The organism is Pseudomonas sp. Marseille-Q5299 (genome assembly GCF_943737035.1).
GTDB classification, from domain to species: Bacteria; Pseudomonadota; Gammaproteobacteria; order Pseudomonadales; family Pseudomonadaceae; genus Aquipseudomonas; species Aquipseudomonas putida_E.
Genome location: NZ_CALSFR010000009.1, coordinates 223,040 through 236,931, shown reverse-complemented (window position 1 = coordinate 236,931; position 13,892 = coordinate 223,040). Strand labels below are relative to the sequence as shown.

Genomic DNA, 13,892 nt, shown 5'->3' with positions numbered 1-13,892 from the left:
TCGCGGCTGACGATGGATCAGCCCGTGAAAGACGTCTTTTCTGCCCGCCATGCGGCTCTTAGTCTGGCCACACGCTTCAGACAGAGAGCCCCCTGATGACAACAATAACAATCAATGAAGTCGGCCTGCGTGATGGCCTGCAGAGCCTGCAGACGGTCATGCCGACCGCCGCCAAGCTGCGCTGGATCGACAGCGCGTATGCCGCTGGCGTGCGCCACATGGAAGTTGCCTCGTTCGTGCCGGCCAGGCTGTTGCCGCAGATGGCCGACGCCAAACAGGTGGTCGCCCACGCACTGACCTACCCAGGCCTGCTGGTTACGGTACTGGCCCCTAACCTGCGCGGTGCCCAGGATGCACTGGAGTCTGGTGCGCAACGCGTCGTCGCCCCAGTGTCGGTAAGCAACGCCCACAGCATGGCCAACGTACGCCGCACGCCGCAGGAAATGGTTGAGGAGCTGGGGCGCATGTGCCAGTTGCGCAGCGAGATGGGCCGGCATGACGTGCAGATGATCGCCGGCATGTCAGTGGCCTTCGGCTGCACCCGTCAGGGTGATGTGCCGCTGGGTGACCTGTGCGCATTGACACGCCAGGTGATCGAGGCGGGTTGCGACCTGGTTTCGCTGGCCGACACCACCGGCTACGCCAACCCCGGGCAGGTAGCCAAGGTGATCCAGGCGGTGCGGGCCATTGCCGGGGAGCGCCTGCGCGCCGCGCACTTCCACGACACCCGTGGCCTGGCGCTGGCCAACAGCCTGGTCGCCGTGCAGCAAGGTATCCGCGAGCTGGACGCCTCGCTGGCCGGGCTTGGCGGTTGCCCGTTCGCGCCAGGTGCCTCCGGCAATACCGTGACCGAAGACCTGGTGTTCATGCTGCAAAGCATGGGCTACGACACCGGCATCGACCTGCAGGCATTGATCGACTCACGCCAGGTGCTGCGTGATGCCTTGCCCGATGAACCCCTGTACGGCGCGCTCGCCCGCGCCGGCCTGCCGCTCAACTACTAAGGGCTACCCGCATGTCCAGACTCCCCTTGGACGGCATTCGTGTCGTTGAGATTTCGCACATGGTCATGGGCCCCACCTGCGGCATGATCCTCGGTGATCTTGGCGCTGAAGTGATCAAGATCGAGCCTACCCGTGGCGATGGCACACGGCGCTTGCTCGGCGCAGGCGCCGGGTTTTTCCGCACCTTCAACCGCAACAAGCAATGCATCGCCGTGGATGTGGAAACGCCCCAGGGCCGGGATGCCGTGCTGGCGCTGATCGACACGGCCGATGTGTTCATCGAGAACTTCAAGCCAGGGCGCATGCATACGCTCGGCTTTGACTACGCCGCTCTGCGCGAGCGCAACCGGCGGCTGATCTACGCCTCGCACAAGGGCTTTCTCAGCGGCCCTTACGACAATCGGCTGGCTCTGGATGAAGTGGTGCAGATGATGGCGGGCCTGGCCTACATGACCGGGCCGGTGGGGCGGCCGCTGCGTGCGGGCAGTTCGGTGAACGACATCATGGGCGGCATGTTCGGCGCCATCGGTGTGCTGGCCGCGCTCAACGAGCGCAACAGCACCGGCGTTGGCCGCGAGGTACAGAGCGCACTGTACGAGAACTGCGTGCTGCTGGCCGCCCAGCACATGCAGCAGTTTGTGGTCACGGGGGAGGCGGCAGCGCCAATGCCAAACCGTATCAGTGCCTGGGCCATTTATGATGTGTTCACCTTTGCCGGGGGCGAGCAGATGTTTGTCGCCGCCACAGGGGAGGGCCAGTGGCAGGCGCTGTGCACCGTGCTTGGCCAGGCGGCATTGCGCGACGACCCCACCCTGGCCAGCAACAACGACCGGGTGTTGCAGCGGCCGCGTTTGCTGGCGCACCTGGCCGAGGTGTTCGCCACACTCGATGCGCAGCAACTGGCGGTCGAGCTTGAGGCCAATGGCATCCCGTTCGCGCCGATCCGTCGCCCGGAGGAGCTGTTCGATGACCCCCACCTGATGCAAAGCGGGGGCATGGCTGACCTCACCCTGGAGGACGGCAGCAGCACGCCGATGCCACTGCTGCCGCTGGCGCTCGATGGCCAGCGCCTGCAACCGCGCCGGCCGATCCCGCGTATTGGCGAGCACACCCAGAAAGTCATGCGCGAGCTTGGTTACAGCGATGCGCACATTGCCGAGCTGTGCGCCGCAGGCGTGCTCAAGACTGACGAGCAGGAGCGCTGAAAATGGCCATCTACCGATACGACACGCTTGTCCCGAACCTGCACCCGGAAACCTTCGTTGCCGAGCAAGCTACGGTGATCGGCGATGTCACGCTGGCGCAAGGCGTTAGTGTGTGGCCGCAAGCGGTGCTGCGCGGCGACAATGAACCGATCCACATTGGCCAGCACAGCAATGTGCAGGAGGGCGCGGTGCTGCATGCCGACCCTGGTTTCGCCCTGACCGTGGGCAGTGGCGTGACCATCGGCCACCAGGCGATGCTGCATGGCTGCACGATTGGCGATGGTGCACTGATCGGTATACAGGCGGTGGTACTCAACGGCGCGGTCATCGGCCGCAATTGCCTGGTGGGGGCGGGTGCCATCGTCACCGAAGGCAAGGTCTTCCCCGACAATTCACTGATCCTCGGTGCACCTGCCAAAGTGGTGCGTGAGTTATCGCCTGAGGCCATCGCGCACATGCACGCCAATGCAGCCGACTACGTGCGCAAAGGCCAAGCCTGCAAGGAAAAGCTCGTGCGTATCGGCTAACCCCCTTCAGTGGCGCCCTGAAGGGCGCCGCCGCTCTCCAATAATTACAAGAACGGAGATCCACCATGGTTGCCTTCACCGGTGTTCTGGCGCGTGAGCGCAATGAGCGTCACATCAATGAACTGCTGCTGTACCGGCGGGTTGCCTGGCGCATCATGCCACTGGCCATCATCTGCTTCCTGTTCTCCTATTTCGACCGCATCAACATCAGCTTCGCCAAGACCCAGATGCAGGCCGAGCTTGGCCTGAGCGACACAGCCTACGGGCTGGCCGCGAGCATGTTCTTCATTGGCTACGTGCTGTTCGAGGTGCCGAGCAGCCTGGGCCTGAAGCGCTACGGCGCGCCGGCGTGGATCTGCCGGATCATGGTGTCCTGGGGGCTGGCCACTGCGGCTCTGGTATTTGCCTATACCCATTACACCCTGTACTTCCTGCGTTTTCTGATCGGTGTGATGGAGGCCGGTTTCGGGCCGGCCATCCTGTTCTATCTGGCCTGCTGGTTCCCCCGCAAGCACCTGGCGAAGATGAACGGGCTGTGGTTCCTGGCCGTGCCCTTGGCTGGCGCGGTTGGCGGCCCTGCGGCGGGCTTTTTGCTAGGGACCATGGACGGTGTGCTGGGCCTTGCCGGCTGGCATTGGCTGTTTCTGATGTCGGGCCTGCCGTGCGTGGTGCTGGGCGTGCTGGTGCTGTGCAAGCTCGATCGCGACATTGCGTCGGCCAAGTGGCTGACCCTTGAAGAGAAAGCCCTGTTGCAGGAAAACCTTGCCCAGGACAAACGCGCGGACAAACCGGTGCTGGGTTCGCTGTGGCGGGTGCTGCTGACCCGAGAAGTGGCGATCATGGCGTTCATCTACTACGTGATCAAAAGCGCGTCCTATGGCCTGAATTTCTGGATGCCGCACCTGATCAAGTCTTCAGGGGTACAGGACATGCTGTGGGTCGGTGTGTTGTCTGCGCTGCCTTATGCGGTGGCGTGCGTCGGCATGGTGCTGCTCACCCGGCGCTCGGACCGCACCGGCGAGCGCAAGCGCTACCTGGTGTACTGCCTGCTGGCCGCAGCCGTTGGTTACTTGCTCGCGTGCCTGTTCTCGGGCTCGTCGTGGGCGATGATGGCGGCGCTGGTAATGGCGACAGCGGGTACGTTCATTGCCATTCCGATCTTCTGGACTATCCCGCAGTCGACCTTCTCCGGGTTGGCGATTGCAACCGGCACTGCAGCAATCAACTCCGTGGGCCAGCTCAGCGGCATCGTGGCACCGGTGATGGTGGGGCAGATCAACGACATCACAGGCAGCACGTACATGGGCATGCTCTCGATTGCACCGCTCATCCTGCTTGCCTGCCTGGTGGTGATGCGCTACGTCAGAAACCCCAAGGTCTGAACCTGGCTCGCCCTTGACGCTGAACAACAAGAACAATAACAAGGCATAACCCATGAACACTTCCGTCTCACGGCGGGCATCACTGATGCTCGCGGTGTTGTGCTGTGCGTGGCAATCGGCCCAGGCTGCCTTTGTCGCTGACGGCAAAGGCAGCCTGGAGCTGCGCAATTTTTACTTTGATCGTGACTTTCACGGTGCTGCTGCCAGCCAGTCCAGGCGCGGTGAGTGGGCCCAGGGCTCTTTGCTCAAGTGGCAATCGGGCTACACCGAAGGTGTCGTCGGGTTTGGCCTGGACGCGGCAGGGATGCTCGGCGTCAAGCTCGATTCGTCCCCGGACCGCAGCGGCAGCGGGCTGTTGCCCCGCGGCAGCGACAGGCGCGCGGTGGATGGCTATGGCAAGGCAGTTGCCACCGTCAAGGCGAAGCTTTCGCAGACCCACCTGCAGCTGGGTGGTTTGAGCCCCCAGTTACCATTGCTGGTGTCGAACTACAGCCGGTTGTTCCCGCAGTGGTTCAAGGGTACGCAGTTGGTCAGCAAGGACTTGGACCGTTTCACCTTTACCTTGCTGCAGGTCGATGCCACCAAGCTGCGCGACTCCACCGACTTTGAAAGCCTGACCGCCATGGCGCAACAGGGCGCCTATTCGGCAACGGTGACCAGCGACCGCCTGTACTACGCGGGTGTCGATTATCAGCCGGCGAAGAGCCTGACCCTCAGCGTGCATACCAGTCAGCTTGAAGACCTGTTCCAGCGGGAATTTGCGGGGTTCAAGTACAGGGCCGGCCTTGGGCCGGGGGAGGCATTCACCGAATGGCGCTGGTTCAACGCGCACGACCAGGGCAGGGCGTTGCTGGGCGAGGTGGATAACCGGACCTTGAGCACCAACATCGGCTATGGCCTGCACGGGCATACCTTCAGCGGTGGTTACCAGAAGGCCAGTGGAAATACCGCCTATGCGTATGTTGGCGGGACCGATACCTACCTGTTCAGCGAGCAGCAGGTGAGCACGTTTGCCTTGGCCAACGAGCGGGCATGGATGCTGCGTTACGACTACAACTTTGCAGCATTGGGCATCCCGGGGCTGACGTTCAATGTGCGCTACGTCAAGGGTGACCAGGTCGACCCACAGCGGATTGCCAGCAGCAAAGGCCGGGCGCTGGCCGCGCGAGGTGGCGAAGGTGAGGAGTGGGAGCGGACCACCGACATCAGCTATGTCGTGCAGTCGGGGGTGTTCAGGAACCTGTCGCTGCGTTGGCGCAATGCGACCATGCGCTCCAATTTTGCCGATGCGGCGGATGAAAATCGGGTGATCGTGGGGTACACGGTCGAGTTTTGAGCGTTGGAGTACAAATGTGCTCTTAGGTTGATATCGGGTGTGTTGGAAGGGGCCGTTCTGGGCGCATGTCATCAAGTTAACGGCGTTGGGAGGGCCTAACGCCCTCTATGAAACCGGTTTCAAAATGTTTCCGAACCAGCTAGATTACGCGGCTTTCTCAGGGCCTCTCCCTGATCTAAACCCAGACGGCGCAACCCAAGGCCGCCCCAATGCTGATGAGGACTTGCAATGCCTGAGCATGCCCCCGACAACCCGCGCCGGGACTTCCTGCGCAAAACGTTGACCCTTATTCCCGTGGTCACCGTGGCTACCAGCACAGGCCTTGGCGCCGGCCAGCTGCTGGCCCAGCCGGCCCGCGAACCCAAGGTGCCCGCTACACCGCCCGCTGGCCATTACCAGCCGACTTTCTTCACCGCCGAAGAATGGGCCTTCGTGCAGGCGGCGGTGTCGCGCATCATCCCCGCTGACGAGCTGGGCCCCGGCGCGCTCGAAGCAGGCGCCGCCGAGTTTATCGATCGCCAGATGAACACCCCCTATGCCACAGGTGCCCAGTGGTACATGCAGGGCCCGTTCAAGGCCGACGCTGCGCCAGAGCTTGGCTACCAGCTGCAACTGAGCCCCCAGCAGATCTACCGCCTGGGCATCGCCGCTGCGGATGCATGGTGCAAAAACGCCAGCGGTAAAACCTTTGCCGAGCAAGATAGCGCTACCCGAGACAAGGTTCTCGGCAAGATCGAAGCCGGTGAGATCGTTTTCGAACAGCTGCCTGCCAAGGTGTTTTTCAGCCTGCTGGTGCAGAACACCCGCGAGGGGTTCTTCTGCGACCCGATTCACGGTGGCAACAAGGGTATGGTCGGCTGGACGCAAATCGGCTTCCCCGGCGCCCGTGCAGACTTCATGGACTGGGTCGAGCGCAACGAGCCTTACCCGTTTCCGGCAGTATCGATTCGTGGCGAGAGGGCGTAAGGCATGGCCAATGCAATGAAGAAGGTCGATGCGGTGATCGTCGGTTTCGGCTGGGCGGGCGCCATCATGGCCAAGGAGCTGACCGAGGCCGGGTTGCAGGTGGTCGCGCTGGAGCGCGGGCCGATGCAGGACACCTACCCCGAGGGCAGCTACCCGCAGGTCATCGATGAGCTGACCTACAGCGTGCGCAAGAAGCTGTTCGTGGATGTCTCCAAAGAAACCGTCACCATCCGCCACAGCGTCAACGATGTCGCGCTGCCCAACCGCCAGCTCGGTGCCTTCCTGCCCGGCAAGGGCGTGGGCGGCGCAGGCCTGCACTGGTCCGGCGTGCATTTTCGTGTAGACCCGATGGAGCTGCGCATGCGCAGCCACTACGAAGAGCGCTACGGCAAACGCTTCATCCCTGAACACATGACGATCCAGGACTTTGGCGTGAGCTACGAGGAGCTAGAACCCTGCTTCGACTTCGCCGAGAAGGTCTTCGGCACCTCGGGCCAGGCCTGGACCGTGAACGGCAAGGTGGTCGGCGAAGGGAAGGGTGGCAACCCTTATGCACCGGACCGCTCCAACCCCTTCCCGCTGGTGTCGCAGAAGAACGTGGTGTCGGCGCAGCTGTTCCAGAAGGCAACCGCCAGCCTGGGCTACAAGCCCTACAACCTGCCTTCGGCCAACACATCGGGGCCTTACACCAACCCCTATGGGGCGCAGATGGGGCCGTGCAACTTCTGTGGCTTCTGCAGCGGGTACGTGTGCTACATGTACTCCAAGGCGTCGCCCAACGTGAACATCCTGCCGGCGCTGCGCCAGGTACCCCATTTCGAGCTGCGGGCCAATGCCCATGTGCTGCGGGTGAACCTGGACGACAGCAAGCGCAAGGCTACCGGGGTGACCTACATCGATGCCCAGGGGCGGGAAGTGGAGCAGCCGGCAGACATCGTCATCCTTGCCGCGTTCCAGTTCAACAACGTGCGCCTGATGCTGCTGTCGGGCATCGGCAAACCCTATGACCCGATCAAGAACGAAGGGGTTGTGGGGCGCAACTTCGCCTACCAGAACATGGGCACGGTGAAAGCGTTCTTCGACAAGGACACCTACACCAACAACTTCATCGGCGCCGGCGGCAACGGGGTGGCGATCGACGACTTCAACGCCGACAACTTCGACCATGGGCCGCACGGTTTCGTCGGCGGCTCGCCGATGTGGGTCAACCAGGCTGGCAGCCGGCCGATTGCCGGTATTGCCAACCCGCCCGGCACGCCCGCCTGGGGCAGTGCCTGGAAGAAGGCCACGGCCGATTACTACACCCACCAGCTGTCGATGGACGCCCACGGCGCGCACCAGTCGTACCGCGGCAACTACCTGGACCTCGACCCGACCTACCGGGATGCCTACGGCCAGCCGCTGCTGCGCATGACCTTCGACTGGCAGGAAAACGACATCAAGATGAACCAGTTCATGGTCGACAAGCTGAGCAAGATCGCCCAGGCGATGAACCCCAAGGCCATCGCTGTGCTAGGCAAGAAGGTCCAGGAGCACTTCAACACCGCCAGCTACCAGACCACCCACCTCAACGGCGGCGCGATCATGGGCTCCGACCCCAAAACCAGTGCCTTGAACCGCTACCTGCAAAGCTGGGACGTGCACAACGTGTTCGTCCCGGGCGCATCGGCGTTCCCCCAGGGCCTGGGTTACAACCCCACCGGCCTGGTGGCTGCGCTGACCTACTGGTCGGCGCGGGCCATCCGGGAGCAGTACCTGAAAAACCCCGGCCCGCTGGTTCAGGCTTGAGGAGCGATGGCATGAAAAAACTGTTGATCGCGACCCTGCTGCTGGGCACGGGCCTGGCTGCCCAGGCTGATGAGGCTACCGATGCGCTGGTGAAGAAGGGCGAGTACCTGGCCCGTGCCGGTGACTGCGTGGCCTGCCATACCGCCAAGGGCGGCAAGCCCTTTGCCGGTGGGCTGCCGATGGAAACCCCCATCGGCACCGTGTACTCCACCAACATCACCCCGGATGCCACCGGCATCGGCCAGTACAGTTTCGAAGACTTCGACCTGGCCGTGCGCAAAGGTGTGGCCAAGGACGGCAGCACGCTGTACCCGGCCATGCCGTACCCGTCCTATGCGCGGGTCAAGGACGAGGACATGCGCGCCTTGTACGCCTACTTCATGCAAGGCGTGCAACCGGTGGCGCAGCCTAACAAGGCCACCGACATCCCTTGGCCCCTGAGCATGCGTTGGCCGCTGGCGATCTGGCGTGGCGTGTTCGCACCAGAGGTGAAAGCCTGGCAAGCGCCGGCCGGTGCCGACCCGGTGGTCAGCCGCGGCGCCTACCTGGTGGAGGGTTTGGGCCATTGTGGCGCGTGCCATACCCCGCGCGCCCTGACCATGCAGGAAGAGGCCCTGAGCCCCGCGGATGGCAAGCAGTTCCTGGCCGGCAGTGCGCCGTTGGAAGGCTGGATCGCCAAGAACCTGCGCGGTGACCACAAGGACGGCCTGGGCAGCTGGAGCGAAGAGCAGCTGGTGCAGTTCCTGAAAACCGGGCGCAGTGACCGCAGTGCCGTGTTCGGCGGCATGAGCGATGTGGTCGAACACAGCATGCAGCACTTGAGCGATACCGACCTGACGGCCATTGCCCGCTACCTCAAGACGCTACCGGCAAGCGACCCGCACGACCAGCCGCATGTGTACGACAAGCACGTGGCACAGGCTTTGTGGAACGGTGATGACAGCAAGCCGGGTGCGGCGGTGTACATCGACAACTGCGCTGCCTGCCATCGTACCGACGGCCAGGGGTATACCCGCGTGTTCCCGGCGCTTGCCGGCAACCCGGTGGTGCAGACGGCCGATGCCACCTCGTTGATCCATGTGGTGCTGGATGGCGGCACGGTGCCGGCGACGCATACGGCGCCGTCGAACCTCACCATGCCAGCGTTCGGCTGGCGCTTGAGCGACCAGGAAGTGGCTGAGGTGGTGAATTTCATCCGGACCAGTTGGGGTAACCAAGGCAGTGCTGTTTCGGCCAGTGATGTGAAAGCCATCCGCTAAGGCCGGCGCCCGGCGTCATACCTTGAGGGGCTTGCCGGCGATGCAGGCGCTGCGGTCTAGGGCACCGGCTTTGCCGGTGATCGCCGGCAAGCCGGCTCCTACAGGATTGGCGTCGGCTGTAGAAATTCGGTGGGGCAGTGCGCCGGAAAAGGTAGAATCCCGACGAACGGTAGGTGACGAAACCGCGCGGTTTTGATGTATTGAAACCGGTTTCAGTCACCGTCACCGACAATAATCACAAGGGACCGAAATGACCGACTTGCCTGCCCATTCCCGCGAACGCGTGACCATCAGTGAGGTCGCACGCGTTGCCGGCGTCTCCAAGGCCACCGTGTCGCGCTACATTGGCGGCGATCGCCAACTGCTGGCCGAAGCTACCGCCAAGCGCCTTGAAGAAGTCATCGAGCGCCTGGGCTACCGGCCCAACCAGATGGCCCGCGGCCTCAAGCGTGGCCAGACGCGTTTGATCGGCATGCTGGTAGCAGACATCCTCAACCCCTATTCAGTCGCGGTGATGCACGGCGTCGAAACCGCCTGCCGTCAGCACGGCTACAGCCTTGTGGTATGCAACACCAACCGCGACGACGAGCAGGAGCGCCATCACCTGGCGGCCCTGCAGTCTTACAACGTCGAGGGCCTGATCGTGAATACCCTTGGCCATCACCCCGGCGAACTTCTCAACCTGCAGCGCGACATGCCCATGGTCCTGGTAGACCGGCAACTGCCGGAGCTGAACGTGGACCTGGTAGGGCTGGATAACGCCCAGGCCATCGAGCAGGCCCTGGACCACCTGCAGGCGCGTGGCTACCGCGACATCCTGGCGGTCACCGAACCACTGGACGGCACCAGCTCCCGGCTCGAACGCACGCTGGCGTTCACCGCCTCGATCAGCCGTCGCGCCGGCATGCGTCAGCAACTGGTGGAGATCGACAGCAACCTGCACGCCCGGCTTGATGCCTTCCTCGGCAGTAATGGGCACGGGCCCCAGGCTATTTTTACCTTCAACGGCGTGGCCACCCTGACGGTGACCCGTGTATTGCACGACGCGGGTTGCAACCTGTTCCAGGACGTCGGCCTGATTGCGCTGGACGAACTGGACTGGTACCCGCTGGTCGGTAGCGGCATTACCGCGCTCGCCCAACCCACCGAACGCATCGGTGTGGCCGCCTTCGACTGCCTGCACGACCGCCTGCGCGGCGAGAGCGGGGCGCCACGGCGCCTGGACTTCAAGGCAGAGTTGATCGTCCGAGGTTCCACTCAACTACGCGAATGAAGAAACGGCTGGCAACGACGCCGGCCATTGCTGCAGCCAAAAAATGAAACCGGTTTCATAAGGACAAGAACAATGCACGAGAACCCCGTTTCCATCAGCCTCTCCAGCTACGGTGCCAGCTTGGTCCGGGAGCGTGGGCAGGAGAGTTTCCTTGAACTGCTGGCCGCTGCCGGCGTGACACGTGTCGAACTGCGCGAAGAGTTGTTCGACGCGGCCCCGGATGCCGCCGCGCTGTCGGCGGCAATCAACGCGCTGCAGTTGCAGTGCCTGTATTCCTCGCCACTGGAGCTGTGGACCCCTGAAGGGCAGCTGGACGCGCGCTTGCCTGCCAAGCTGGCGCTGGCCCGCGCACTCGGCGCCGTGGCGCTGAAGGTGTCGTTGGGGCATTACGCTTGCGCATGCGACCTGGCGGCCTTGCAAGCGCAACTGCGCCCTGGTGACCCACTGTTGCTGGTGGAGAACGACCAGACCACGCAGGGCGGGCGCATCGCGCCGCTGCTGCAGTTCTTTGAGCGCTGCGAGGCCCAGGGGCTGGCGCTGGGCATGACCTTCGATATCGGTAACTGGCAATGGCAGGGCGAATCCGCCGCGCAGGCAGCGCGGTTGCTCGGCCGCTGGGTGCGTTACGTGCATTGCAAGGCAGTGCAGCGCGAGGCCAGCGGGCGCCTGGTGGCCGTTGTGCCGCAGGCCCGGGACCTGATGGCCTGGGAGGCAATGTTCGCCGAGTTCACCCCCGGGCTGATGCGCGCCGTGGAGTACCCGCTGGCCGGCGCTGACTTACTGGCTTTGACCCGCGCCCAGGTCAACAACCTGGCCCGCATCGGCATGAGCGAGGAGGTGAGCCATGCCTGAGCATGACGTGCTGTGTTTTGGCGAAACCATGGCCATGTTCGTTGCCGAGCAGGCCGGTGACCTGGCGGCTGTGGGGGCGTTTACCAAGCGCATTGCCGGCGCCGACAGCAATGTGGCCATCGGCCTGGCCCGGTTGGGTTTCCGGGTGCGCTGGCTGAGCCGGGTGGGCAACGACTCGCTGGGCCGCTTCGTGCTCGACACCCTGCAGCAGGAGGGCCTGGACTGCAGCCACGTGGAGGTCGATGACCACCACCCGACAGGCTTCCAGCTCAAGGGCCGTTGCGACGATGGCAGCGACCCTGTGGTGGAGTATTTTCGCCGCAACTCCGCGGCCAGCCACCTATCGCTGGCGCAGTTCAGCCCGGCGTTGCTGCAGGCCCGCCACCTGCACGCCACCGGTATTCCGCTGGCGCTGTCGGCCGGCTGCAGGGCGCTGGCCCATGAGCTGGTCGAGCGCATGCGCAGCGAGGGGCGCAGCATTTCCTTCGACCCCAACCTGCGCCCGTCGCTGTGGCCTGACCGCGCCAGCATGGTCCGTGAAGTCAACGCGCTGGCGATAAAGGCGCACTGGCTGCTGCCAGGGCTCGAGGAAGGGCGGTTGTTGACCGGCCTGCAAACCCCGGCGGACATCGCCGCGTTCTACCTCGACCGTGGTGTCGAGCACGTAGTCATCAAGTTGGGCGGTGAGGGTGCCTACTACCGCAATGCCCAGTGCCAAGGGCAGGTCGCCCCTGTGCCGGTGGCCAAGGTGGTGGACACCGTCGGTGCCGGCGACGCCTTTGCCGTTGGCGTGGTCAGCGGCCTGCTCGAAGGCCGCCCGCTCGCCGAGGCGGTGGCTCGCGGCAACTGGTGCGGCAGCCGCGCCGTGCAATCGCGCGGCGACATGGAAGGCTTGCCACTGCGCCGGGAGCTGGAAGCGTACGCATTACCCAAGAGTGCCTGAAACTTTGATCGCCGGTACGCCGGCCGGTTGCTACAAAAACAACAAGCTCAGGAGCCGCATCATGCAATCGACAAGCCTCGCCCCACGCCGTTGGTGGTACATCATCCCGATCGTCTTCGTCACTTACAGCCTGGCCTACCTCGACCGCGCCAACTACGGCTTCGCCGCCGCCTCGGGCATGGCCGATGACCTGAAGATCACCCCGGCGCTGTCGTCCCTGCTGGGGGCGCTGTTTTTCCTCGGGTACTTCTTCTTCCAGGTGCCTGGTGCCATCTACGCGCAAAAACGCAGCGTCAAAAAGCTGATTTTCGTCAGCCTGATCCTCTGGGGCAGCCTGGCGACCCTGACCGGCATGGTCAGCAATGTCTACCTGCTGATCGGCATCCGCTTCCTGCTCGGGGTGGTCGAGGCGGCGGTGATGCCGGCGATGCTGGTGTACCTGTGCCACTGGTTCACCCGCGCCGAACGCTCGCGCGCCAATACCTTCCTGATGCTGGGCAACCCGGTGACCATCCTGTGGATGTCGGTGGTCTCGGGGTACCTGATCAAGCATTTCGACTGGCGCTGGATGTTCATCATCGAGGGCCTGCCAGCGGTGCTCTGGGCGTTCATCTGGTGGCGCCTGGTGGACGACCGGCCAGCCCAGGTGGGCTGGCTGAGCGAGCAGGAAAAAGCGGCGCTCGAACAGGCCCTGGCCGCTGAGCAGCAAGGTATCAAACCGGTGAAGAACTACCGTGAGGCGTTTCGCTCGCCGCAGGTCATCGTGCTCTCACTGCAGTACTTCTGCTGGAGCATCGGGGTGTACGGCTTCGTGCTGTGGCTGCCCTCGATCCTCAAGCAGGCGGCGAACGTCGACATCGTCGAGGCCGGTTGGCTGGCCTCGGTGCCCTACCTGGCGGCGGTCGTGGCCATGGTCGGGGTGTCGTGGGCCTCTGACAAACTGCAGAAGCGCAAGCGTTTCGTCTGGCCACCCTTGCTGATCGCCGCGTTGGCCTTCTATGGCTCCTACGCCTTGGGCACCGAGCATTTCTGGGCGTCCTATGCGCTGCTGGTGCTTGCCGGGGCTTGCATGTACGCCCCCTATGGCCCGTTCTTCGCCATCGTGCCGGAGATCCTGCCCAGCAACGTGGCCGGTGGGGCCATGGCCCTGATCAACAGCATGGGCGCGCTGGGTTCGTTCGGTGGCTCGTGGCTGGTCGGCTATCTCAATGGCGCCACCGGTGGCCCTGGCGCTTCTTACCTGTTCATGTGCGGTGCGCTGCTGACGGCAGTGGCGCTCACGGCTGCGCTGAAAACATCACAAACCTCCGGCCAGGCCAAGCCCCGCAGCCAGCGCCTGGCAATGAGCCAATAGGAA

The 13,892-nt window shown here is 63.8% G+C and carries 12 protein-coding genes; all 12 read left to right on the top strand.

What is annotated here, in order from left to right; all coding sequences use genetic code 11:
* Window positions 1–95: 95 nt before the first annotated feature.
* The 12 genes from NGJ21_RS23670 to NGJ21_RS23615 all read left to right on the top strand — a co-directional run bounded on the left by NGJ21_RS23670 (window position 96) and on the right by NGJ21_RS23615 (window position 13,889).
* The gene (locus NGJ21_RS23670) at window positions 96–1,004 is read left to right on the top strand and encodes a hydroxymethylglutaryl-CoA lyase (RefSeq protein WP_115274955.1); all 909 of its coding nucleotides are present in this window, start codon (window positions 96–98) and stop codon (window positions 1,002–1,004) included.
* A gap of 11 nt (window positions 1,005–1,015) precedes the next feature.
* On the top strand, window positions 1,016–2,209 hold the full coding sequence (locus NGJ21_RS23665; RefSeq protein WP_161871606.1) for a CaiB/BaiF CoA transferase family protein: 1,194 nt from the start codon (window positions 1,016–1,018) through the stop codon (window positions 2,207–2,209).
* A gap of 2 nt (window positions 2,210–2,211) precedes the next feature.
* A complete protein-coding gene (locus NGJ21_RS23660) occupies window positions 2,212–2,736 on the top strand; it encodes a gamma carbonic anhydrase family protein (protein ID WP_046786350.1) in 525 nt (174 codons plus the stop codon).
* Window positions 2,737–2,801: 65 nt separating this feature from the next.
* Window positions 2,802–4,118 (top strand): MFS transporter, encoded by a 1,317-nt coding sequence (locus tag NGJ21_RS23655; protein WP_251962760.1) that lies wholly within the window; start codon window positions 2,802–2,804, stop codon window positions 4,116–4,118.
* Window positions 4,119–4,170: 52 nt separating this feature from the next.
* On the top strand, window positions 4,171–5,454 hold the full coding sequence (locus tag NGJ21_RS23650) for an OprD family porin (RefSeq protein ID WP_251962759.1): 1,284 nt from the start codon (window positions 4,171–4,173) through the stop codon (window positions 5,452–5,454).
* 228 nt (window positions 5,455–5,682) lie between these two features.
* A complete protein-coding gene (locus NGJ21_RS23645; RefSeq protein WP_237858366.1) occupies window positions 5,683–6,420 on the top strand; it encodes a gluconate 2-dehydrogenase subunit 3 family protein in 738 nt (245 codons plus the stop codon).
* A gap of 3 nt (window positions 6,421–6,423) precedes the next feature.
* Window positions 6,424–8,208, top strand: a complete 1,785-nt coding sequence (locus NGJ21_RS23640) for a GMC family oxidoreductase (RefSeq protein WP_204917902.1) — start codon at window positions 6,424–6,426, stop codon at window positions 8,206–8,208.
* Between the two features lie 11 nt (window positions 8,209–8,219).
* Window positions 8,220–9,467 (top strand): cytochrome c, encoded by a 1,248-nt coding sequence (locus tag NGJ21_RS23635; RefSeq protein WP_204917904.1) that lies wholly within the window; start codon window positions 8,220–8,222, stop codon window positions 9,465–9,467.
* A gap of 250 nt (window positions 9,468–9,717) precedes the next feature.
* A complete protein-coding gene (locus NGJ21_RS23630; protein WP_046786344.1) occupies window positions 9,718–10,740 on the top strand; it encodes a LacI family DNA-binding transcriptional regulator in 1,023 nt (340 codons plus the stop codon).
* 72 nt (window positions 10,741–10,812) lie between these two features.
* A complete protein-coding gene (locus NGJ21_RS23625; RefSeq protein WP_119688986.1) occupies window positions 10,813–11,592 on the top strand; it encodes a sugar phosphate isomerase/epimerase family protein in 780 nt (259 codons plus the stop codon).
* Complete coding sequence (locus NGJ21_RS23620) at window positions 11,585–12,535, top strand: sugar kinase (protein WP_046786342.1); 951 nt, start codon at window positions 11,585–11,587, stop codon at window positions 12,533–12,535. The genes NGJ21_RS23625 and NGJ21_RS23620 overlap by 8 nt, the downstream gene beginning before the upstream one ends.
* Before the next feature lie 61 nt (window positions 12,536–12,596).
* On the top strand, window positions 12,597–13,889 hold the full coding sequence (locus tag NGJ21_RS23615; RefSeq protein WP_046786434.1) for an MFS transporter: 1,293 nt from the start codon (window positions 12,597–12,599) through the stop codon (window positions 13,887–13,889).
* Window positions 13,890–13,892: the final 3 nt, after the last annotated feature.

Coding starts and splice junctions, on each gene's coding strand:
- NGJ21_RS23640 (WP_204917902.1), top strand. CDS start 6,424: ATGGCCAATGCAATGAAGAAGGTCGATGCGGTGATCGTCGGTTTCGGC.
- NGJ21_RS23635 (WP_204917904.1), top strand. CDS start 8,220: ATGAAAAAACTGTTGATCGCGACCCTGCTGCTGGGCACGGGCCTGGCT.
- NGJ21_RS23630 (WP_046786344.1), top strand. CDS start 9,718: ATGACCGACTTGCCTGCCCATTCCCGCGAACGCGTGACCATCAGTGAG.
- NGJ21_RS23620 (WP_046786342.1), top strand. CDS start 11,585: ATGCCTGAGCATGACGTGCTGTGTTTTGGCGAAACCATGGCCATGTTC.
- NGJ21_RS23665 (WP_161871606.1), top strand. CDS start 1,016: ATGTCCAGACTCCCCTTGGACGGCATTCGTGTCGTTGAGATTTCGCAC.
- NGJ21_RS23615 (WP_046786434.1), top strand. CDS start 12,597: ATGCAATCGACAAGCCTCGCCCCACGCCGTTGGTGGTACATCATCCCG.
- NGJ21_RS23650 (WP_251962759.1), top strand. CDS start 4,171: ATGAACACTTCCGTCTCACGGCGGGCATCACTGATGCTCGCGGTGTTG.
- NGJ21_RS23660 (WP_046786350.1), top strand. CDS start 2,212: ATGGCCATCTACCGATACGACACGCTTGTCCCGAACCTGCACCCGGAA.
- NGJ21_RS23625 (WP_119688986.1), top strand. CDS start 10,813: ATGCACGAGAACCCCGTTTCCATCAGCCTCTCCAGCTACGGTGCCAGC.
- NGJ21_RS23670 (WP_115274955.1), top strand. CDS start 96: ATGACAACAATAACAATCAATGAAGTCGGCCTGCGTGATGGCCTGCAG.
- NGJ21_RS23655 (WP_251962760.1), top strand. CDS start 2,802: ATGGTTGCCTTCACCGGTGTTCTGGCGCGTGAGCGCAATGAGCGTCAC.
- NGJ21_RS23645 (WP_237858366.1), top strand. CDS start 5,683: ATGCCTGAGCATGCCCCCGACAACCCGCGCCGGGACTTCCTGCGCAAA.